The organism is Enterobacter sp. 302C9 (genome assembly GCF_034106085.1).
GTDB lineage: Bacteria > Pseudomonadota > Gammaproteobacteria > Enterobacterales > Enterobacteriaceae > Enterobacter > Enterobacter asburiae_B.
On the sequence record NZ_JAWNBW010000001.1, the window covers coordinates 470,723 to 490,935 of the forward strand.

20 protein-coding genes and 1 riboswitch are annotated in these 20,213 nt (G+C 59.3%); of the genes, 13 read left to right on the top strand and 7 right to left on the bottom strand.

From position 1 onward, the window contains the following. The first annotated feature begins 51 nt into the window (after positions 1–51). Together hutU and hutH are read left to right on the top strand one after the other, a co-directional pair. On the top strand, positions 52–1,737 hold the full coding sequence (hutU, locus tag UR289_RS02295; protein WP_029741916.1) for a urocanate hydratase: 1,686 nt from the start codon (positions 52–54) through the stop codon (positions 1,735–1,737). Next, a complete protein-coding gene (gene hutH / locus UR289_RS02300) occupies positions 1,737–3,257 on the top strand; it encodes a histidine ammonia-lyase (RefSeq protein WP_063440577.1) in 1,521 nt (506 codons plus the stop codon). The genes hutU and hutH overlap by 1 nt, the downstream gene beginning before the upstream one ends. Positions 3,258–3,341: 84 nt before the next feature. Here the strand turns inward: hutH and UR289_RS02305 are convergent, their stop codons facing one another. Further along, complete coding sequence (locus UR289_RS02305; RefSeq protein ID WP_008501131.1) at positions 3,342–3,818, bottom strand: kinase inhibitor; 477 nt, start codon at positions 3,816–3,818, stop codon at positions 3,342–3,344. A 48-nt stretch (positions 3,819–3,866) separates the two neighbouring features. Then, positions 3,867–5,174: an adenosylmethionine--8-amino-7-oxononanoate transaminase gene (gene bioA, locus UR289_RS02310; protein WP_320709095.1), complete on the bottom strand. Its 1,308-nt coding sequence runs from the start codon at positions 5,172–5,174 to the stop codon at positions 3,867–3,869. Between the two features lie 68 nt (positions 5,175–5,242). On the opposite strand from bioA, the gene bioB reads away from it, so the two are divergent. The 4 genes from bioB to bioD are packed head-to-tail and all read left to right on the top strand — an operon-like array spanning position 5,243 to position 8,870. Then, the gene (gene bioB / locus UR289_RS02315; RefSeq protein ID WP_023310845.1) at positions 5,243–6,283 is read left to right on the top strand and encodes a biotin synthase BioB; all 1,041 of its coding nucleotides are present in this window, start codon (positions 5,243–5,245) and stop codon (positions 6,281–6,283) included. Then, on the top strand, positions 6,280–7,437 hold the full coding sequence (bioF, locus tag UR289_RS02320; protein ID WP_167818313.1) for an 8-amino-7-oxononanoate synthase: 1,158 nt from the start codon (positions 6,280–6,282) through the stop codon (positions 7,435–7,437). Before bioB ends, bioF begins: the two co-directional genes overlap by 4 nt. Continuing rightward, complete coding sequence (bioC, locus tag UR289_RS02325; RefSeq protein ID WP_094934364.1) at positions 7,421–8,176, top strand: malonyl-ACP O-methyltransferase BioC; 756 nt, start codon at positions 7,421–7,423, stop codon at positions 8,174–8,176. Before bioF ends, bioC begins: the two co-directional genes overlap by 17 nt. Beyond that, the gene (gene bioD, locus UR289_RS02330) at positions 8,169–8,870 is read left to right on the top strand and encodes a dethiobiotin synthase (RefSeq protein ID WP_167818311.1); all 702 of its coding nucleotides are present in this window, start codon (positions 8,169–8,171) and stop codon (positions 8,868–8,870) included. The genes bioC and bioD overlap by 8 nt, the downstream gene beginning before the upstream one ends. On the opposite strand, the gene UR289_RS02335 is transcribed toward bioD, so the two are convergent. Further along, on the bottom strand, positions 8,833–9,555 hold the full coding sequence (locus UR289_RS02335) for an ABC transporter ATP-binding protein (RefSeq protein ID WP_320709096.1): 723 nt from the start codon (positions 9,553–9,555) through the stop codon (positions 8,833–8,835). The two genes, bioD and UR289_RS02335, sit on opposite strands and share 38 nt — an antisense overlap. Before the next feature lie 752 nt (positions 9,556–10,307). On the opposite strand from UR289_RS02335, the gene uvrB reads away from it, so the two are divergent. Continuing rightward, the gene (gene uvrB, locus UR289_RS02340; protein WP_029742168.1) at positions 10,308–12,323 is read left to right on the top strand and encodes an excinuclease ABC subunit UvrB; all 2,016 of its coding nucleotides are present in this window, start codon (positions 10,308–10,310) and stop codon (positions 12,321–12,323) included. 72 nt (positions 12,324–12,395) lie between these two features. On the opposite strand, the gene yvcK is transcribed toward uvrB, so the two are convergent. Beyond that, complete coding sequence (gene yvcK / locus UR289_RS02345; RefSeq protein WP_039261383.1) at positions 12,396–13,304, bottom strand: uridine diphosphate-N-acetylglucosamine-binding protein YvcK; 909 nt, start codon at positions 13,302–13,304, stop codon at positions 12,396–12,398. Between the two features lie 225 nt (positions 13,305–13,529). Continuing rightward, positions 13,530–13,663: riboswitch (molybdenum cofactor riboswitch) on the top strand. On the opposite strand from yvcK, the gene moaA reads away from it, so the two are divergent. From moaA to UR289_RS02375, 6 genes are all read left to right on the top strand, one after another. Further along, on the top strand, positions 13,651–14,640 hold the full coding sequence (gene moaA, locus UR289_RS02350; protein ID WP_033144979.1) for a GTP 3',8-cyclase MoaA: 990 nt from the start codon (positions 13,651–13,653) through the stop codon (positions 14,638–14,640). It overlaps the preceding riboswitch by 13 nt. 24 nt (positions 14,641–14,664) lie before the next feature. Further along, the gene (gene moaB / locus UR289_RS02355) at positions 14,665–15,177 is read left to right on the top strand and encodes a molybdenum cofactor biosynthesis protein B (RefSeq protein ID WP_320709097.1); all 513 of its coding nucleotides are present in this window, start codon (positions 14,665–14,667) and stop codon (positions 15,175–15,177) included. A gap of 3 nt (positions 15,178–15,180) precedes the next feature. Then, a complete protein-coding gene (gene moaC / locus UR289_RS02360; RefSeq protein WP_047650631.1) occupies positions 15,181–15,666 on the top strand; it encodes a cyclic pyranopterin monophosphate synthase MoaC in 486 nt (161 codons plus the stop codon). Further along, entirely contained in the window at positions 15,659–15,904 is a 246-nt protein-coding gene (gene moaD, locus UR289_RS02365) for a molybdopterin synthase sulfur carrier subunit (protein ID WP_023334974.1), read from the top strand. Before moaC ends, moaD begins: the two co-directional genes overlap by 8 nt. Position 15,905: 1 nt before the next feature. Continuing rightward, positions 15,906–16,358 carry a molybdopterin synthase catalytic subunit MoaE gene (moaE, locus tag UR289_RS02370; RefSeq protein ID WP_240607936.1) on the top strand — a complete coding sequence of 151 codons (453 nt, stop codon included), beginning with the start codon at positions 15,906–15,908 and terminating at the stop codon, positions 16,356–16,358. A 64-nt stretch (positions 16,359–16,422) separates the two neighbouring features. Beyond that, positions 16,423–17,130 (top strand): Bax inhibitor-1 family protein, encoded by a 708-nt coding sequence (locus UR289_RS02375; RefSeq protein ID WP_033144982.1) that lies wholly within the window; start codon positions 16,423–16,425, stop codon positions 17,128–17,130. A gap of 100 nt (positions 17,131–17,230) precedes the next feature. Here the strand turns inward: UR289_RS02375 and UR289_RS02380 are convergent, their stop codons facing one another. The 3 genes from UR289_RS02380 to UR289_RS02390 are packed head-to-tail and all read right to left on the bottom strand — an operon-like array spanning position 17,231 to position 20,189. Further along, positions 17,231–18,193 carry a lysylphosphatidylglycerol synthase transmembrane domain-containing protein gene (locus UR289_RS02380; protein WP_023310857.1) on the bottom strand — a complete coding sequence of 321 codons (963 nt, stop codon included), beginning with the start codon at positions 18,191–18,193 and terminating at the stop codon, positions 17,231–17,233. Next, positions 18,193–19,431, bottom strand: a complete 1,239-nt coding sequence (clsB, locus tag UR289_RS02385; RefSeq protein WP_167818308.1) for a cardiolipin synthase ClsB — start codon at positions 19,429–19,431, stop codon at positions 18,193–18,195. The genes UR289_RS02380 and clsB overlap by 1 nt, the downstream gene beginning before the upstream one ends. After that, a complete protein-coding gene (locus tag UR289_RS02390) occupies positions 19,428–20,189 on the bottom strand; it encodes an endonuclease/exonuclease/phosphatase family protein (RefSeq protein ID WP_320709098.1) in 762 nt (253 codons plus the stop codon). Before UR289_RS02390 ends, clsB begins: the two co-directional genes overlap by 4 nt. Between the last annotated feature and the right edge of the window lie 24 nt (positions 20,190–20,213).

Sequence of the window (20,213 nt, forward strand, 5' to 3'; positions counted from 1 at the left end):
TCTATACAAGTATATCTAAATGCATCATCTGTCCCCTATGAGGAGCACACAATGTCGTCAGGTAAATACCGCCAGCAGGACGTCCGCGCCGCGCGCGGCACCACGCTTACCGCCAAAAGCTGGCTCACCGAAGCCCCGCTGCGCATGTTGATGAACAACCTCGACCCTGAGGTGGCGGAAAACCCCCACGAGCTGGTGGTCTACGGCGGCATTGGCCGCGCCGCGCGCAACTGGGAATGCTATGACGCAATTGTAAAATCCCTGACCGAACTCGAACACGACGAAACCCTGCTGGTACAGTCCGGCAAGCCGGTTGGCGTGTTCAAAACGCACAAAAACGCGCCGCGCGTGCTGATCGCTAACTCTAACCTCGTGCCGCACTGGGCCACGTGGGAACACTTCAACGAACTGGACGCGAAAGGGCTGGCGATGTATGGCCAGATGACCGCGGGTAGCTGGATCTACATCGGCAGCCAGGGGATCGTGCAGGGCACCTACGAAACCTTCGTGGAAGCCGGTCGCCAGCACTATAACGGCTCGCTGAAAGGCCGCTGGGTGCTGACCGCGGGTCTCGGCGGCATGGGCGGCGCGCAGCCGCTGGCCGCCACGCTTGCCGGCGCGTGCTCGCTCAACATTGAGTGCCAGCAGAGCCGCATTGATTTCCGTCTGCGCACCCGCTACGTCGATGAGCAGGCAACCGATCTGGACGATGCGCTGGCGCGCATCAAAAAATACACCTCCGAAGGCAAAGCGGTGTCGATTGCCCTGTGCGGCAACGCGGCGGACATTCTCCCGCAGCTCGTCGCCCGCGGCGTGCGTCCGGATCTGGTCACCGACCAGACCAGCGCCCATGACCCGCTGCACGGTTACCTGCCAAAAGGCTGGACGTGGGAAGAATATCAGCAAAAAGCGGAAACCGACCCGGAAGGCACGGTGCTTGCCGCGAAACGCGCCATGGCTGAGCACGTCTCCGCCATGCTGGCCTTCAGCCAGATGGGCATTCCGACCTTTGACTACGGCAACAACATCCGCCAGATGGCGAAAGAGATGGGCGTGAATAACGCCTTTGACTTCCCGGGCTTCGTTCCTGCCTATATTCGCCCGCTGTTCTGCCGCGGCATCGGTCCGTTCCGCTGGGTTGCCCTGTCCGGCGATCCGGAGGACATCTACAAAACCGACGCCAAAGTGAAGGAGATCGTCGCCGATGACGAACACCTGCATCACTGGCTGGACATGGCCCGCGAGCGCATTAACTTCCAGGGCCTGCCGGCGCGTATCTGCTGGGTAGGGCTGGAGTGGCGTCAAAAACTCGGCCTTGCCTTCAACGAAATGGTGCGCAGCGGTGAAGTTTCCGCGCCGATCGTCATCGGCCGCGATCACCTGGACTCCGGCTCCGTCGCCAGCCCGAACCGCGAAACCGAAGCCATGCGCGACGGCTCGGATGCGGTCTCCGACTGGCCGCTGCTGAACGCTCTGCTGAACACCGCCAGCGGCGCGACCTGGGTGTCGCTGCACCACGGCGGCGGCGTGGGGATGGGCTTCTCCCAGCATTCCGGGATGGTCATCGTCTGCGACGGAACCGATGAAGCCGCCGCGCGTATCGCTCGCGTGCTGCACAACGACCCGGCCACCGGCGTGATGCGTCACGCGGATGCGGGTTACGAAATTGCCATTGACTGTGCCAAAGAGCAGGGCCTTAACCTGCCGATGATCCCTGCCACACAAGGAAAGCATTAATGAACGCATTAACACTCACTCCCGGCTCGCTGACGCTCAAGCAGCTGCGTAACGTCTGGCGTAAACCGGTCACCCTTTCGCTGGATGCAAGTGCCCACGCCGCCATTAACGACAGCGTCGCCTGCGTCGAAGCCATCGTTGCCGAAGGGCGCACCGCCTACGGGATTAACACCGGATTTGGCCTGCTGGCGCAGACCCGCATCGCGACACACGATCTGGAAAACTTACAGCGTTCGCTGGTGCTGTCACATGCGGCGGGCGTGGGTCAGCCGCTGGACGATGAGATTGTCCGTCTGATGATGGTGCTCAAAATCAACAGCCTGGCCCGCGGCTTCTCCGGCATTCGCCTGAGCGTGATTCAGGCGCTGATGGCGCTGGTCAATGCGGAAGTCTATCCGTGGATCCCGGCGAAAGGTTCCGTTGGCGCATCCGGCGATCTTGCGCCGCTGGCGCACATGTCGCTGCTGCTGCTGGGCGAAGGCAAAGCGCGCTGGCAGGGCGAGTGGCTTCCTGCGAAAGAGGCGCTGAAAAAAGCCGGGCTAAACCCGATCACCCTGGCGGCGAAAGAGGGGCTGGCGCTGCTGAACGGCACGCAGGCATCGACCGCTTTCGCGCTGCGCGGCCTCTTTGAAGCGGAAGATCTGTTTGCCTCGGCGGTGGTGTGCGGTGCGCTGACCACCGAAGCCGTGCTGGGCTCGCGTCGCCCGTTCGATGCCCGCATCCACGAGGTGCGCGGTCAGCGCGGGCAGATTGATGCCGCCGCGATGTACCGTCACGTGCTTACCGACACCAGCGAGATCGCGGATTCACACCACAACTGCGAGAAGGTGCAGGATCCGTATTCCCTGCGCTGCCAGCCGCAGGTGATGGGCGCGTGCCTGACGCAGCTGCGCCAGGCGGCAGAAGTGCTGCTGGTGGAGGCCAACGCGGTGTCCGATAACCCGCTGGTGTTCGCCCAGGAAAATGAAGTGGTCTCCGGAGGCAACTTCCACGCCGAGCCGGTGGCAATGGCGGCGGATAATATCGCCCTGGCGATTGCCGAAGTCGGCGCGTTGTCCGAGCGCCGCATCGCGCTGATGATGGATAAACATATGTCCCAGCTACCGCCGTTCCTGGTGCGTAACGGCGGGGTCAACTCGGGCTTTATGATTGCCCAGGTGACCGCAGCGGCGCTGGCGAGCGAGAACAAAGCCCTGTCTCACCCGCACAGCGTGGACAGCCTGCCAACGTCAGCGAACCAGGAAGATCACGTTTCGATGGCGCCGGCTGCCGGGCGTCGCCTCTGGGAAATGGCCTCCAACACCCGCGGCGTGCTGGCGGTGGAATGGCTGGCGGCATGTCAGGGTGTCGATCTGCGTGAAGGGTTAAAATCCAGCCCGCTGCTGGAGCAGGCGCGTCATGTGCTGCGCGAGCACGTATCGCACTACGATGACGACCGCTTCTTTGCGCCGGATATTGATAAGGCGATGCAGCTTCTGGAAGAGGGAAGCCTTGTAGGACTGCTACCTTCAGTGCTGTGATTTTTTGCCCTGTGGCGCTGCGCTTACCGGGCCTACGCGTGCGAAATGTAGGCCGGGTAAGGCGTAGCCGCCACCCGGCTTTTTTTATGAATACATCGCCGTAATCGACGCGCTGCCCAGCGAATGGAAATGCACGTTAAACCCTACCATCGCGCCGCTCGCCCCTTCATCGACCTCAATCTTCTCCACATCCAGCGCGTGCACCGTGAAGATATAGCGGTGGGTTTCCCCTTTTGGCGGCGCCGCGCCGCCGTAGCCCGCTTTACCAAAGTCAGTGCGCGTCTGAATGGCGCCTTCAGGCAGGGCAACCAGGTCTGAACCGGAACCCTGCGGCAGGACGCGCGTGTCGGCAGGCAGGTTCGCCACAATCCAGTGCCACCAGCCGGAGCCGGTCGGCGCATCCGGGTCGTAGCAGGTCACGACAAAGCTTTTGGTTCCGGCCGGAACCTCGTCCCACGCCAGGTGCGGGGAGATGTTGTCTCCCTGATACCCCATGCCGTTGAATACGTGGCGTTCCGGCAGTTTTTCACCGTCGCGCAGATCTTTACTGATGATTTTCATACGGTTTACCCTCGTTGATCGCTCGTTCAGCAAGTGTAATGCATAGGGTTACATCGTGAAATGCGCGGGAATGTTAACGGCTGTTACAACCGCGTCGGTTAATTTATGCAGCTGCTCCGGCGTAATGCTGTACGGCGGCATCAAGTAGATAAGCTTGCCGAAGGGCCGTACCCACACGCCCTGGTTCACGAAGAAGCGCTGCAGCGCCGCCATATTCACCGGATGGGTGGTTTCAATCACGCCAATGGCGCCCAGCCCGCGCACGTCTGCCACAAAATTCGCGCCCGAGGCGGCGCTCAGTTCATCTTTCAGCTGCGCCTCAATCGCCGCAACCTGCGTCTGCCACTCGCCGCTCTCCAGAATGGCAAGGCTTTCGCTTGCGACGGCGCAGGCCAGCGGGTTGCCCATAAACGTCGGGCCGTGCATAAAGCAGCCCGCCTCGCCGTCGCTGATGGTGTCGGCCACCTGGCGGGTCGTGAGCGTGGCGGAGAGCGTCATGGTGCCGCCGGTCAGCGCTTTACCCAGACACAGAATATCCGGCGCAATGCCCGCATGCTCGCAGGCAAACAGCCTGCCGGTGCGGCCAAAGCCGGTGGCGATCTCATCGGCAATCAGCAGAATGCCCTCGCGGTCGCACATCCTGCGAATGCGCCTCAGCCATTCCGGATGGTACATCCGCATTCCGCCTGCGCCCTGCACAATCGGCTCCAGGATCACGGCGGCGATTTCTTGGCGATGCGCCGCCATCAGCCGCGCGAAACCGACCATGTCCATCTCGTTCCACTCGCCGTCGAAACGGCTCTGCGGGGCTGGGGCGAACAGGTTTTCCGGCAGATAGCCTTTCCACAGGCTGTGCATGGAGTTGTCCGGATCGCACACCGACATCGCCCCGAAGGTATCCCCGTGATAGCCGTTGCGGAAGGTGAGGAAGCGCTGGCGAGTTTCACCTTTCGCGTGCCAGTACTGCAGCGCCATTTTCATCGCCACTTCCACCGCCACGGAGCCGGAATCGGCCAGGAACACGCACTCCAGCGATTCAGGCGTCATCGCCACCAGACGACGGCATAAATCCACCGCGGGCTGATGGGTGATCCCGCCAAACATCACGTGCGACATCCGGTCAATCTGGGCCTTCATCGCCGCATTCAGGCGCGGGTGGTTGTACCCGTGAATGGCCGCCCACCATGAAGACATCCCGTCAACGAGCCGCTCGCCGCTGGCGAGGTGCAGCTCGCAGCCGTGGGCCGAGGCCACCGGATAAACGGGAAGGGGGCGGGTGGTGGAGGTGTAAGGGTGCCAGATATGCTGCTTGTCGAAGGCGAGATCGTCCTGGGTCATAATCGACTTGTAAACCATTTTGAAAAGTTTTAGGTTTACGAGTATAAACCGAACCGAAAATTAACAAAACCCTTTGGAGAAGCCCGATGGCTCACCACGCACGCTGGACGATGTCGCAAGTCACTGAATTATTCAACAAACCTTTCCTTGAGCTGATGTTCGAAGCCCAACAGGTGCATCGTCAGCACTTCGATCCGCGCCATGTTCAGGTCAGCACGCTGCTGTCGATCAAAACCGGTGCCTGTCCTGAAGACTGCAAATATTGCCCGCAGAGCGCGCGCTACAAAACCGGCCTGGAGTCCGAACGGCTGATGGAAGTGGAGCAGGTGCTCGACTCCGCTCGCAAGGCGAAAAACGCCGGTTCAACCCGCTTCTGCATGGGCGCAGCGTGGAAGAACCCGCACGACCGCGACATGCCGTATCTGGAACAGATGGTGAAGGGCGTGAAGGAGATGGGCCTCGAAGCCTGTATGACGCTCGGCACGCTGAACGAGGAGCAGGCGCAGCGCCTCTCTGCGGCGGGGCTGGACTACTACAACCATAACCTCGACACCTCGCCGGAGTTTTACGGCAACATCATCACCACGCGGACCTATCAGGAGCGTCTGGACACGCTGGATAAAGTGCGTGACGCGGGGATCAAGGTCTGCTCCGGCGGTATTGTCGGCTTAGGCGAAACGGTGAAAGACCGGGCGGGCCTGCTGCTGCAGCTGGCAAACCTGCCGACCCCGCCGGAAAGCGTGCCGATCAACATGCTGGTGAAGGTTAAGGGAACGCCGCTGGCGGATAACGACGACGTGGATGCGTTTGATTTTATTCGCACTATCGCCGTGGCGCGCATCATGATGCCGACCTCTTTCGTGCGCCTCTCTGCCGGTCGCGAGCAGATGAACGAGCAGACCCAGGCGATGTGCTTTATGGCCGGAGCCAACTCCATCTTCTACGGCTGCAAGCTGCTGACCACGCCGAACCCGGAAGAGGACAAAGACGTTCAGCTGTTCCGCAAGCTGGGGCTTAACCCGCATCAGACCGAGGTGCTGAAGGGCGATAACGAGCAACAGCAGCAGCTGGAGCAGCAGATTTTCAACGCCGACACTGACCAGTTCTACAACGCGGCAGCCGTATGACCTGGCAGGCACGCATCAATACCGCGCTGGACGAACGCCGGGCGGCAGAGGCGTTTCGCGTTCGCAGGGTGGTGGAAAACGGCGCGGGCCGTTTTCTTACCCGCGAGGGGCGGCAGTTTTGTAATTTCTCCAGCAACGACTATCTCGGGCTGAGCCAGCATCCTGCCATCATCCGCGCCTGGCAGCAGGGTGCGGAGCGGTTTGGCGTGGGCAGCGGCGGCTCGGGACACGTCAGCGGCTACACCACGGCGCATCAGGCGCTGGAAGAGGCGCTTGCCGACTGGCTCGGCTACCCGCGCGCGCTGCTGTTCATCTCCGGCTTTGCCGCCAATCAGGCGGTCATTACCGCCCTGATGGGAAAAGAGGACCGTATTGTCGCCGACCGCCTGAGCCACGCCTCGCTGCTGGAGGCGGCAAGTTTAAGCCCGGCGCAGCTGCGCCGCTTTGCCCATAACGATGCGGGGCAGCTCGCCGCGCTGCTGGATAAACCCTGCGACGGACAACAGCTGGCGGTTACGGAAGGGGTGTTCAGCATGGACGGCGACAGCGCGCCGCTTGCCGCGCTGCACGAGGCAGCAAAGCGGCAAAACGCCTGGCTGCTGGTCGACGATGCCCACGGCATTGGCGTAATGGGCGACGAAGGTCGCGGCAGCGCATACCAGCAAAACGTGAAGCCGGAGCTGCTGATCGTCACCTTCGGCAAGGGCTTTGGCGCCAGCGGCGCCGCCGTGCTGTGCAGCGAGTCCGTCGCTGACTATCTGCTGCAGTTTGCCCGACACCTGATCTACAGCACCAGCATGCCCCCGGCGCAGGCCGTGGCGCTGTCTGCGTCGCTGGCGGTGATCCGCAGCGCTGAAGGCGATGAACGTCGTCAGCGGCTGGCAGAGCATATCTCCCGCTTCCGCAAGGGGTTAGCGGCGCTGCCCTTCCACAGTCCCGATTCGCAAAGCGCCATCCAGCCGGTGATTGTCGGCGAAAACGGCCGCGCGCTGGCGCTGGCACAGGCGCTGCGCGAGCGCGGCATGTGGGTGACCGCCATTCGCCCGCCAACGGTCCCGCCGGGTACCGCGCGGCTGCGTTTAACCCTGACGGCGGCGCATGACGCTCGGGATATCCAGACGCTGCTGGAGGCGCTCCATGACGCCGGTGAATAAGCAGGCCGTCGCGGCGGCATTTGGTCGGGCCGCGCAGAGCTATTCTCAGCACGATGAACTGCAGCGTCAGAGCGCGGAGGGGCTTCTGGCCGCGCTTGGCGACAACCGCTTTCCGCAGGTGCTGGACGCGGGCTGTGGTCCCGGCAGCAACAGCCGCTACTGGCGCGGGGCGGGAAGCCAGGTCACGGCTATCGACCTCTCGGACCAGATGCTCGACGAGGCGCGACAGCGGCAGGCAGCGGACCATTATCTGCTGGCGGATATCGAGGCGATCCCGCTGGCGGATGCGCAGTTCGATCTGGTCTGGAGTCATCTGGCGGTCCAGTGGTGCAGCAGCCTGCCGCAGGCCTTGCGCGAGCTTTATCGCGTGGCGAGACCGGGCGGGAAGGTGGCCTTTACCACCCTGCTGGAAAGCTCGCTGCCGGAGCTGAATCAGGCGTGGAAAGCGGTGGATGAGCAGCCTCACGCTAACCGCTTTTTATCGCATGAGCAGGTGATGCAGGCGCTGGCAGGCTGGCGTTACCGCAGCACGGTGCAGACCATCACCCTCAATTTTGGCGATGCGTTCAGCGCTATGCGTTCGCTGAAGGGCATCGGCGCCACGCACCTGCACGCCGGACGGGAGAAAAAACCGCTGACCCGGGGCCAGCTGCAGCGTCTGGAGCTGGCCTGGCCGCAGCAGCGGGGACATTTCCCGCTCTCTTATCAACTTTTTCATGGGATTATCGAACGTGACTGAACGCTATTTTGTTACCGGCACGGATACGGAAGTGGGCAAAACGGTGGCCAGCTCGGCGCTGCTGCAGGCGGCACGACTGCTCGGAAAAAACACCGCCGGATATAAGCCCGTTGCTTCCGGCAGCGAGGTGACGGCGGAAGGATTACGCAACACCGACGCGCTGGCGCTCCAGCGTAACAGCACCCTTGAACTCGCCTATTCAGCGGTCAATCCGTACACCTTTGCCGAACCGACCTCGCCGCACATCATCAGCGCTGACGAAGGTCGTCCGATTGATTTCACCGTGCTGTCAGCCGGGTTACGGACGCTGGAAAGCCAGGCCGACTGGGTGCTGGTGGAAGGTGCAGGCGGCTGGTTTACGCCGCTTTCGGACACGCAGACGTTTGCTGACTGGGTGCAGGCCGAGCAGCTTCCGGTCATTCTGGTCGTCGGCGTCAGGCTGGGCTGCATCAATCACGCCATGTTGACCGCGCAGGCCGTACAGCAGGCCGGGCTGACGCTGGCTGGCTGGATAGCCAACGACGTGGTTGCGCCGGGTAAACGACATCAGGAGTATCTGGCGACGCTCAGGCGCGTACTGCCCGCCCCGTGCCTGGGGGAAATTCCCTGGCTTGCTGAGGGTGCGGAAAATGCCGACACCGGGCGTTATCTCGATCTCAGCGTCTTGCTTCCCGCGACATCCAGTGCGCGATAAGCTCGTCATCCAGTTCGTTAACGTGGCCCTGCGCCACGTTACGCCCGCGATAGAGCATGCAGAAACGGTCCGCAACCCGGCGGATAAACGACAGCTGCTGCTCCGCTAATAGCACCGTCATACCTAACTCCCGGTTTAAGCGCGCCAGCAGCTGCCCCAGCTTCTGGGCGAAGCTTTGTCCTGCGCCGTGCAGGGGCTCATCGAGGATCAGCAGGTGCGGACGGTTCACCAGCGCATTAGCCAGCGCCAGCTGATACTGATCGTCCGGAGAGAGCGTATTGGCGCGGGCCTGCCGCAATGCGTAGAGCGCCGGAAACAGGTCGTAAACGTCACTTTTCGCCTCCGGGTTGGGTTTCCCCATCGCCCGCATGGCGATATGCAGATTCTCCTCAATCGTTAGCTGGGAGAAGATCCGCCTGTCCTGCGGGACATAGCCTATCCCCGGTTCTGAACGCTGTTCTGGCGGCAGGTTAAGCAAATCGCGCGGCGGCGCGCCCGCCTCGTGCCAGATGATGCTGCCGCTTTCAACGGGCACTCTCCCGGCGATGCAATTCATGAGGGTGGTTTTCCCCATCCCCGGCAGGCCAACGACGCCTGTACACATCCCTTGCGGAAAATCCAAATTCACGTTCCATAGCGTATGTTGGCTTCCGTAAAACTGATTCACAGCACGCAGACTCAACATCTTTTTCTCCTTAAAAATGAGTGTAGGTGAGGCTCATGTTTGAATCTGCAAAACCCCTGCCAGAAACCGAAAAGTGTTCAAAAAAACGGCTTTTTTAGGAATGAATCACCAGAAAGCGGTTTATAAAAAACCGGATTGCACAGCGACGGTGCTGGAAGTGGTGAGTTGTGGTGCAGAACCCAAAATGATGAAAATGTGAGCAAGATCCCATCGACTGGTTATGAATGACGCAACTGTTAATCATCAAAAAATAGCTATAAAAATTTTTTACTGCCGTCTCGTGGGAAAAACCGGGAATTTGCCGAGCGCCAGTCTGTATGGGCTGGAAGCAGTTATCCACTATTCCTGTGGATAACCATGTGCATTAGAGTTAGAAAACACGCGATAAGCGAGAGAAGACGCGGCTTACGCCCAAATTGGCGCGAAACGCGGCTTTAGAAAATATCGTTTATTATTTAACTGCTTAGATAAAAGCAATTCCCGTCATGAAAGTGTCACCCGTTGCCACAAAACTATCATTACCTGGCTTGACAAATGTTAAAAAAGAAAAAGTTCTGGGGATAACCTGACCTGACTGGTGTTTTATATTGTCACAGTCCAAATTTTGGCCGCTATCGCGCTAATCATTCAGGCGCTATGCTAAATATCCTGACATGCTACTGGTTTTTCATCCAGTGTTTTTTACTGGCATTCCTGGCAACAACGAGTAAAATTACTCACCTGCCGCTTATAACGTCATCAGGTCGTCGCCCATGAGTAAACCGTTCAAATTGAATTCTGCTTTCCGTCCATCTGGCGATCAGCCTGAGGCGATCCGTCGTCTGGAAGAGGGGCTGGAAGACGGGCTGGCGCACCAGACGCTGCTGGGGGTAACCGGCTCGGGTAAAACCTTCACCATCGCCAACGTGATTGCGGATCTCCAGCGTCCAACGATGGTGCTGGCACCCAACAAAACCCTGGCCGCACAGCTTTACGGCGAGATGAAAGAGTTCTTCCCGGAAAATGCGGTGGAGTATTTCGTCTCCTACTACGACTACTACCAGCCTGAAGCCTACGTACCGAGCTCTGACACCTTCATCGAGAAGGATGCCTCGGTGAACGAGCACATCGAGCAGATGCGTCTGTCGGCCACGAAGGCGCTTCTGGAGCGTCGCGATGTGGTCGTCGTCGCGTCGGTGTCCGCGATCTACGGTCTGGGCGATCCGGATCTCTATCTCAAGATGATGCTGCACCTGACGCAGGGGATGATTATCGACCAGCGCGCCATCGTCCGTCGTCTGGCAGAGCTGCAGTACGCCCGTAACGATCAGGCGTTCCAGCGCGGCACCTTCCGCGTACGCGGAGAGGTGATCGACATCTTCCCGGCGGAATCGGACGATATGGCGCTGCGCGTCGAGCTGTTTGACGAAGAGGTTGAACGCCTGTCGCTCTTCGACCCGCTGACCGGACACGTTGAGTCGGTGATCCAGCGCTTTACCATCTACCCGAAAACGCACTACGTGACGCCGCGCGAGCGTATCGTGCAGGCGATGGAAGAGATCAAAGTGGAGCTGGCCGAGCGCCGTAAGGTGCTGCTGGCGAACAATAAGCTGCTGGAAGAGCAGCGCCTCAGCCAGCGCACCCAGTTCGACCTTGAGATGATGAACGAGCTCGGCTACTGCTCCGGCATTGAAAACTATTCGCGCTTCCTCTCGGGGCGCGGGCCGGGCGAGCCGCCGCCAACGCTGTTTGATTACCTGCCGGCAGACGGTTTGCTGGTGATCGACGAATCCCACGTCACGATCCCGCAGATCGGCGGGATGTACCGCGGTGACCGGGCGCGTAAAGAGACGCTGGTGGAGTACGGCTTCCGCCTGCCGTCGGCGCTGGATAACCGTCCGATGAAGTTTGAAGAGTTTGAGGCATTAGCGCCGCAAACCATTTACGTCTCGGCCACGCCGGGCAACTACGAGCTGGAGAAATCCGGTGAAGACGTTGTCGATCAGGTTGTGCGTCCGACCGGGTTGCTCGACCCAATTATTGAAGTTCGTCCGGTGGCCACGCAGGTGGACGACCTGCTCTCGGAAATCCGCGCCCGTTCCGCCATCAACGAGCGCGTGCTGGTGACCACGCTCACCAAGCGTATGGCGGAAGACCTCACTGAATATCTCGAAGAGCACGGCGAGAAGGTACGTTATCTGCACTCGGATATCGACACCGTGGAGCGCATGGAGATTATCCGCGATCTGCGTCTGGGCGAGTTTGACGTGCTGGTGGGGATCAACCTGCTGCGAGAAGGTCTGGACATGCCGGAAGTCTCGCTGGTGGCGATTCTGGATGCGGACAAAGAGGGCTTCCTGCGTTCTGAACGCTCCCTGATCCAGACCATCGGCCGTGCGGCGCGTAACGTCAACGGTAAAGCGATTCTGTACGGTGACAAAATCACCCCGTCGATGGCGAAAGCGATTGGCGAAACGGAGCGCCGACGCGAGAAACAGCAGCGTTACAACGAAGAGCACGGCATTACGCCGCAGGGGCTGAATAAGAAGGTGGTGGATATTCTGGCGCTGGGTCAGAACATCGCCAAAACCAAAGCGAAAGGCCGCGGCAAGGCGCGTTCAGTGGTGGAAGAAGATACCGTCGTGCTGACGCCGAAAGCGCTGCAGCAGAAAATCCACGAGCTGGAAGGGCAGATGATGCAGCACGCGCAGAACCTGGAGTTCGAAGAGGCGGCGCAGATCCGCGACCAGCTTCATCAGCTGCGGGATCTTTTCATCGCGGCATCGTGAGTAAAGCGTTGTTTTCTCCCTCTCCCCGTGGGAGAGGGCAGGAGTGAGGGCATCAGGCCGCACAAAACGAACCTAACCCAGCGCCTGAATCGCCTTCTCCAGCGCCTCGCGCAGCAGGTGACGATCGTGGCGATACTTGATATCGCTGGCCTCCAGCGGCTCCTGCACCACCAGACGATTGCCAATCCCTGACACATCCACTTTTGGGCCCACGACTACGCCGTCAATGATTTTCTTGCCGACGTAATGCTCCATTAATTCCAGTTTGTCAGCCAGCGACAGGCTCGCCGCCGCGGGGCTCAGTTCACGTCCCAGGTTACCGATGTAAACCATCGGGGCAGGGGTTCGGCGCAGCGCCTGAGCCAGCTCTTTTACGAGTAGAATTGGCATCAGGCTGGTATAAAAACTGCCCGGACCGATCAGGATAAGATCCGCTTCCCCGATGGCCTCCACCGCTTCTCGCGTGGCGGGCACGCTCGGATAGGTCATTAACTCCGTTGGCGGCAGGATGAGCTGGTCGATATTCACTTCGCCGTACACTTCATGCCCTTCGGCGTCGATGGCCATCAAGTCTACCGGTTGTTCTGACATGGGGATCAGGAATGCGTCCACTTTGAGCAGATTACGGATTAAGTTGATGGCTTCCAGAGGCCTTACGCTCAGGTGATCGAGCGCCTTTAACATCAAATTTCCGAGGTTATGCCCGGAAAGTTCGCCATTACCGCCAAAACGGTACTCAAACATCGCCGACGCGACGCTCGGCTCGGTAATTAACTGGTTCAGGCAGTTGCGCATATCTCCCCAGGCAATGCCGCCTTCGGCACGTCGAATGCGCCCGGTTGAGCCGCCGTTGTCGGTGGTGGTCACTATCCCTGTCAGCCTTGAGCCGAGTGACGACAAAGAGGACATAACCCGGCCTAAGCCGTGTCCTCCGCCAAGAGCGACCACTCGGTCAAGATCCGCAAAAGTGCGATTGCGCATACGTATTCCTTATCACGTTCGATCGCGTAACAGTAACCTAACTACCCCTAAAAGACGATGCCTCACCCGATGCAAAATGACGTATATCAATGTGAAAATGCGGTTTTTAGGTATTCTGTAGCGAAAATGCAGGATCGATTCGCTATATAGATAATTATATAGCGTGAAGCGATAATGGCGTCGTCAGAATTTCCGCGCTACTATCGCCCTAACCACGTTTTCAAAATTGAAAACATACACTCTAGCCCTTGTGCCTGTGTCGAAAGATATGGCGCTCTGGCCGTGGCGAATTTGCCACCAGGGTACAGAAAGAAATGACTGTGCCTCCCGATCTGGAAAGGTGTACATGGCTTCACAACTTACTGATGCTTTCGCGCGTAAGTTTTATTACTTACGTCTGTCGATTACCGATGTGTGCAACTTCCGTTGCACCTACTGCCTGCCCGATGGCTACAAACCGGGCAGCGTCACCAATAACGGCTTTCTCTCCGTGGATGAAGTGCGCCGCGTCACGCGCGCCTTCTCTGAACTCGGCACCGAAAAAGTGCGTCTGACCGGCGGCGAACCCTCCCTACGCCGCGATTTCCCCGACATCATCGCCGCCGTGCGTGAAAACGAACGTATCCGCCAGATTGCGGTGACCACCAACGGTTACCGCATGGCGCGTGACGTGGCGAACTGGCGCGATGCCGGGCTGACGGCGATCAACGTCAGCGTCGATAGCCTGGACGCTCGTCAGTTCCATGCCATTACCGGCCAGGATAAATTTCAGCAGGTCATGGACGGCATCGACGCCGCGTTCACGGCGGGCTTCGAAAAAGTCAAAGTCAACACGGTGCTGATGCGTGATGTGAACCATCACCAGCTCGATACCTTCCTGGCGTGGATCAAATCCCGCCCTATACAGCTGCGTTTTATCGAGCTGATGGAAACCGGCGAGGGCAGCGAGCTGTTTCGTCGCCATCACATCTCCGGCATGGTGCTGCGCGACGAGCTGCTGAAACGCGGCTGGATCCATCAAATCCGCCAGCGCAGCGACGGCCCGGCGCAGGTCTTCTGTCACCCGGATTATGAGGGTGAGATTGGGCTTATCATGCCCTATGAGAAAGACTTCTGCGCCAGCTGCAACCGCCTGCGCGTCTCCTCCGTTGGCAAGCTCCATCTTTGCCTGTTCGGCGACGGCGGGGTGGATCTCCGCGATCTGCTGGAAGACGATGCGCAGCAGGCCGCGCTTGAAGCACGTATTTCTGACGCGCTGACGCATAAAAAACAGACCCACTTCCTGCATCAGGGCAATACCGGCATTACTCAGAACCTGTCCTACATCGGCGGGTAATCAGGCTTAAGAAGGAATCAGAAGATGAGTCAGGTAAGCGCAGAATTTATCCCGACACGCATTGCTATCCTTACCGTTTCAGACCGCCGTGGCGAAGAGGATGATACCTCCGGCCACTGGCTGCGCGAGGCGGCCCATGACGCTGGGCATCACATCGTCGATAAAGCGATCGTGAAGGAGAACCGCTACGCCATTCGCGCTCAGGTTTCGCAGTGGATTGCGAGTGATGTGGTGCAGGTGGTGCTGATCACCGGCGGCACCGGCTTTACCGCAGGCGATCAGGCCCCTGAAGCGCTGATCCCGCTGTTCGACCGCGAGGTAGAAGGCTTCGGCGAAGTGTTCCGCATGCTCTCCTTTGAAGAGATTGGTACCTCCACGCTCCAGTCGCGCGCCGTTGCCGGGGTGGCTAACAAAACCCTGATTTTCGCTATGCCGGGCTCGACCAAAGCCTGCCGCACCGCGTGGGAAAACATCATCGCCCCGCAGCTGGACGCCCGTACCCGTCCGTGTAATTTCCATCCCCATTTAAAGAAATAAGCTATGTCACAACTGACCCACATTAACGCCGCCGGCGAAGCGCATATGGTGGACGTCTCCGCCAAAGCGGAAACGGTGCGCGAGGCGCGCGCGGAAGCGTTCGTCACCATGCTGCCGGAGACGCTGGCGATGATTATCGACGGCAGCCATCACAAGGGCGACGTCTTTGCCACCGCCCGCATCGCCGGTATTCAGGCCGCCAAACGGACCTGGGAGCTCATTCCGCTGTGCCATCCGCTGATGCTGAGCAAGGTGGAAGTGAACCTGCAGGCGCAGCCGGAGCATAATCGCGTGCGCATTGAGTCACTCTGCCGCTTAACCGGCAAAACCGGCGTGGAGATGGAGGCGCTGACGGCGGCCTCAGTCGCCGCGCTGACCATCTACGACATGTGCAAAGCGGTTCAGAAAGATATGGTGATTGGCCCGGTTCGCCTGCTGGCAAAAAGCGGCGGCAAATCCGGTGATTTTAAGGTGGACAGCCATGATTAAGGTGCTCTTTTTTGCGCAGGTGCGCGAGCTGGTGAATACCGATAGCCTGACGCTGGATGCGTCCTTCGAAAACGTCGCTGCCCTGCGCGCGCATCTGGCGGCACAAAGCGACCGCTGGGCGCTGGCGCTGGACGAAGGCAAGCTGCTGGCTGCCGTTAACCAGACGCTGGTGGAGTTCACCCATCCGCTGAAGGAGGGCGATGAAGTGGCCTTCTTCCCGCCGGTTACGGGGGGCTAAGATGGCTGAAACCCGAATTCTGGTGAGTCCCGAGCGTTTTAACGTGGGGACCGAATACAGCTGGCTGGCGGAACGTGATGAAGACGGCGCGGTCGTCACTTTCACCGGCAAGGTGCGCAATCACAACCTCGGTGACAGCGTGAAGGCGCTGACGCTGGAGTACTATCCGGGGATGACCGAGAAATCGCTGGCGGAGATTGTCGACGAGGCGCGAGGCCGCTGGCCGCTTGGCCGCGTCACGGTTATTCACCGCATCGGCGAGATGTGGCCTGGCGAAGAGATTGTCTTCGTCGGGGTGACCAGCGCGCACCGCAGCAGCGCGTTTGCGGCAGGGGAGTTCATTATGGATTACCTCAAAACCAAAGCGCCGTTCTGGAAGCGCGAAGCCACGCCGGAAGGTGACCGCTGGGTAGAATCGCGCGACAGCGATAAACAAGCCGCCAGCCGTTGGTAGTCGGTTTACGTGGATGTGTTAATCTTAACGTGTGTGTCTACTTAAACTTAATCAGGAGTGAATCATGGACCGATTTCCGCGTTCCGATTCAATAGTACAGCAGACCCGTAGCGGCCTGCAGACGTATATGGCTCAGGTGTACGGCTGGATGACGGTTGGTCTGCTGCTTACCGCGTTTATCGCGTGGTATGCGGCGAACACGCCTGAACTGATGATGTTTATCTTCTCCAGCAAAATCACCTTCTTTGGGCTGATTATCGCGCAGCTGGCGCTGGTGTTTGTGCTTTCTGGTCTGGTGCAAAAGCTGAGTGCCGGAATGGCGACTACGCTGTTTATGCTCTATTCGGCGCTAACCGGGCTGACGCTTTCCAGTATCTTCATCGTTTACACCTACTCCTCCATCGCCAGCACCTTCGTGGTCACCGGCGGGATGTTCGGTGCGATGAGCCTGTACGGTTACACCACGAAGCGCGATCTGAGCGGTTTCGGCAGCATGCTGTTTATGGGGCTGATCGGGATTGTGCTGGCGTCGCTGGTAAACCTGTGGCTGAAGAGCGACGCGCTGATGTGGGCCGTGACCTACATCGGGGTGGTGATCTTCGTTGGGTTGACGGCGTATGACACCCAGAAGCTGAAAAACATCGGCGAGCAGATCGACGTACGCGACAGTTCGAACCTGCGCAAATACGCGATTCTGGGCGCGCTGACGCTGTATCTGGACTTCATCAACCTGTTCCTGATGCTGCTGCGGATTTTCGGCAACCGTCGCTAAGGTTGTTTTGCCGGGATGCGGTCTGGTGCCCTCACCCTGACCCTCTCCCACGGGAGAGGGAACAAACACTAAAAACGGCAACAAGGTTGCCGTTTTGCTTTTATTTCGCTAACGCCTTCTCGTTCTTCGCTCTCAGCTTTTTCGCCCGACTCTCCAGCACCAGATAACACACCGTTGCCAGGGCCAGCGGCAGGAAGTAATACAGCATGCGGTACGCCAGCAGTGCGGCGATAATCGTTCCCTGAGAGACATGCTCCCCGGCCAGCAACGCGATAAACACCGCTTCCAGCACGCCGATCCCCGCCGGAATATGCACAATCACGCCCGCAATACTGCTCACCAGCAGCACGCCCAGCACGAAGAAGTAATTGACGTCCTCGCCAATCAGCAGCCAGATAATGGCCCCCATCGCCATCCAGTTGGCGCTGGAGACGGCCATCTGCAGCACCGCAAACTTCCACGAGGGCAGCACCAGCTTTTGCCCTTTAATGGTCATATGGCGGCGTTTGGCAAAGGCGCAGGCCCACAGATAAACGGCGATAATCAGCAGCAGTACGATGCCCAGAATGCGCAGCGTAGCCTCATCGATATACCAGTGCGCGGGCAGCTGCACCACGCCGATGGTGAAGATCACCCCGCCGAGCAGAATATAGCCCAGCCAGTTGGTGGTGATGCTTAACGAGAAAATGCGCGTTATGGTCCCGCCCGGCAGGCCGAGCCGCGAGTAGAGGCGATAGCGCATGCCAATGCCGCCGACCCAGGTGCTCAGCGTCAGGTTGAAGGCGTAGCAGATAAACGACACCAGCATAACCTGACGTTTGGCCAGCTTGTGGCCGCAGTAAGCACGGCCCAGCAGGTCATAACAGCCGTACATCAGGTAGCTGACAATAACCAGCCCCACAGCGCCCAGCAGCACCATCCGGTTATAGTTGCGGATGACTTTCCACACCTCTTCCCAGTCAACTTTCTGCGCGTAGACCACCAGCAGAACCGCGACCGCAATAAAAAACAGCCAGGTCAGGATCTTTTTTGCCAGCCGCCAGCGCGGATGCGATTTCGACATCAGGGTTTGCCTCCGTCTTCCGCTTCAATACGGTCCTGGGTTTCCATTTCGGGTTGTACCGGCGGGTCCACCTGCGCAAGCTTAGGCGTATGCGCCGGCAGCCAGCCGACCATGGCCGGGAAATGACGCAGAAAGTGGAACACCACCACGCTGATGCCCAGGTTCCACCAGGTGCGTTTGGGGACCATAGATTCGTCCACGCGCACGCAGTCGTTAACGATCAGCGCCTGCAGGTTATCCCGCAGGGTCTGGTTAAACTGGCGATCGTGAATGATCAGGTTAGCCTCGAGATTGAGCGATAAGCTCAGCGGATCGAGATTACTCGAACCCACGGTGGCCCAGTGATCGTCCATCAGCGCCACTTTGCCGTGCAGCGGTCGGCGGCGATATTCGTAGATCTGTACGCCGCCCTTCACCAGATAGTTATACAGCAGGCGTGCGCCGACTTTGACGATGGGCATATCCGGCTCGCCCTGCACAATCAGCTTCACGCGTACCCCGCGTCGGGCCGCATTGCGCATGGCGTGCAGCAGACGATAGCCGGGGAAAAAGTAGGCGTTAGCAATAATCACTTCGCGCTTCGCGTTGGCGAGCATCTTGAGATAATGACGTTCAATGTCGTCCCGGTGCTCGCCGTTATCCCGCCAGACGAAAAGGGCCTGCGCTTCGCCGGGCTTGCGGTTCTCTTCCGGGCGATGGCGACGTTTCCACCAGCGGCGAACGGCCTCTTTACCCGGCAGGTTCTCCAGCTCAAACAGTAAGATGTCCTGCACCACCGGGCCTTCAATGCGAATGGCGTAGTCCTGCTTCGCCTCCGGGCCGTAGTCGGACATATGCTCAGCGGAGTAGTTAATGCCGCCGACAAACGCCACCGTCTCGTCTACCACCACAATTTTGCGGTGCATCCGGCGGAAAAGATTGGTCCGCATGCCGAACAGGCGAGGGCCGGGATCGTAGTAGCGGAACACCACGCCTGCGGAGGTCAACTCATTCACAAACGTATCGCTGAGATCCGGCGAGCCATAGCCATCAAGCAGCACTTCAATTTTGACGCCGCGCCGGGCGGCGCGCAGCAGCACGCCATGCAGCTGCTTGCCGACGTCGTCTTCGAACCAGATAAAGGTTTCGAGGATCACCTTCTGCTGTGCATGGTCAATCGCTTTAAACACGGCCGGATAATACTCGTCCCCATTGACCAGAAGCGTGATTCGGTTGCCTTCCTGCCAGGAACATTTCATAGGTGGATCTCCGCGCTGAGCGGGGCATGGTCGGAAAGATGTCGCCAGTTAAGGAGCGCCAGGGCGGTCGGGCTGCTGGCGTGGGCATTTTTCACGTAGATGCGGTCAAGCCGAAGCAGCGGGAAACGGACCGGGAAGGTGCGCGCAGGCCTGCCGTTGGCGCGAGTAAAAATCTCCTCCAGCCCGGCATCCACTTTCAACGGATGGTTTGCCCGCTGTCGCCAGTCGTTGAAATCGCCCGCTACCACCACAGGTTCACCTTCGGGAAGCGCGTTGGCCCATTCGGCCAGCATTTTCAGCTGCGCCTGACGATGGGCTTCGCGAAGGCCCAGGTGAACACAGCCGATATGGACAGGTCGCTCGAGGTCGGGCGGCGTAATGCGGCAGTAAAGCAGGCCGCGTTTTTCGCTTTCCCCGACGGAAACGTCGCGGTTTTCGTAATGTTCAATGGGGTAGCGGGACAGCACCGCGTTTCCGTGATGCCCTTCCGGATAGACCGCGTTGCGGCCGTAGGCGTAGTCACTCCACATGGTGTCGGCCAGAAATTCATAGTGCGGCGTATCTGGCCAGTTCTCAAAGTGGAGCGGGTGCACTTCGTGTGCGCCCATCACCTCCTGCAGGCAGACAATATCCGCGCTGACGGTGCGTACCGCGTCGCGCAGCTCCGGTAAAATGAAGCGGCGGTTAAATGCTGTGAAGCCCTTATGAATGTTTATCGTCAGCACCTTAAGCGAGAAATGCTGCATTTTTTGAGTCATAAGCTCCTTCCTGAGTGACTATCC

What these genes read in the sequence shown, in the direction of transcription:
- UR289_RS02375 (WP_033144982.1), top strand. Translation starts at nt 16,423, where the DNA reads ATGGACCGATTTCCGCGTTCCGATTCAATAGTACAGCAGACCCGTAGC.
- moaE (WP_240607936.1), top strand. Translation starts at nt 15,906, where the DNA reads ATGGCTGAAACCCGAATTCTGGTGAGTCCCGAGCGTTTTAACGTGGGG.
- moaA (WP_033144979.1), top strand. Translation starts at nt 13,651, where the DNA reads ATGGCTTCACAACTTACTGATGCTTTCGCGCGTAAGTTTTATTACTTA.
- moaC (WP_047650631.1), top strand. Translation starts at nt 15,181, where the DNA reads ATGTCACAACTGACCCACATTAACGCCGCCGGCGAAGCGCATATGGTG.
- bioC (WP_094934364.1), top strand. Translation starts at nt 7,421, where the DNA reads ATGACGCCGGTGAATAAGCAGGCCGTCGCGGCGGCATTTGGTCGGGCC.
- bioB (WP_023310845.1), top strand. Translation starts at nt 5,243, where the DNA reads ATGGCTCACCACGCACGCTGGACGATGTCGCAAGTCACTGAATTATTC.
- yvcK (WP_039261383.1), bottom strand. Translation starts at nt 13,304, where the DNA reads ATGCGCAATCGCACTTTTGCGGATCTTGACCGAGTGGTCGCTCTTGGC.
- moaB (WP_320709097.1), top strand. Translation starts at nt 14,665, where the DNA reads ATGAGTCAGGTAAGCGCAGAATTTATCCCGACACGCATTGCTATCCTT.
- hutH (WP_063440577.1), top strand. Translation starts at nt 1,737, where the DNA reads ATGAACGCATTAACACTCACTCCCGGCTCGCTGACGCTCAAGCAGCTG.
- UR289_RS02335 (WP_320709096.1), bottom strand. Translation starts at nt 9,555, where the DNA reads ATGTTGAGTCTGCGTGCTGTGAATCAGTTTTACGGAAGCCAACATACG.
- UR289_RS02380 (WP_023310857.1), bottom strand. Translation starts at nt 18,193, where the DNA reads ATGTCGAAATCGCATCCGCGCTGGCGGCTGGCAAAAAAGATCCTGACC.
- hutU (WP_029741916.1), top strand. Translation starts at nt 52, where the DNA reads ATGTCGTCAGGTAAATACCGCCAGCAGGACGTCCGCGCCGCGCGCGGC.
- bioA (WP_320709095.1), bottom strand. Translation starts at nt 5,174, where the DNA reads ATGGTTTACAAGTCGATTATGACCCAGGACGATCTCGCCTTCGACAAG.
- UR289_RS02305 (WP_008501131.1), bottom strand. Translation starts at nt 3,818, where the DNA reads ATGAAAATCATCAGTAAAGATCTGCGCGACGGTGAAAAACTGCCGGAA.
- clsB (WP_167818308.1), bottom strand. Translation starts at nt 19,431, where the DNA reads ATGAAATGTTCCTGGCAGGAAGGCAACCGAATCACGCTTCTGGTCAAT.
- UR289_RS02390 (WP_320709098.1), bottom strand. Translation starts at nt 20,189, where the DNA reads ATGACTCAAAAAATGCAGCATTTCTCGCTTAAGGTGCTGACGATAAAC.
- uvrB (WP_029742168.1), top strand. Translation starts at nt 10,308, where the DNA reads ATGAGTAAACCGTTCAAATTGAATTCTGCTTTCCGTCCATCTGGCGAT.
- moaD (WP_023334974.1), top strand. Translation starts at nt 15,659, where the DNA reads ATGATTAAGGTGCTCTTTTTTGCGCAGGTGCGCGAGCTGGTGAATACC.
- bioF (WP_167818313.1), top strand. Translation starts at nt 6,280, where the DNA reads ATGACCTGGCAGGCACGCATCAATACCGCGCTGGACGAACGCCGGGCG.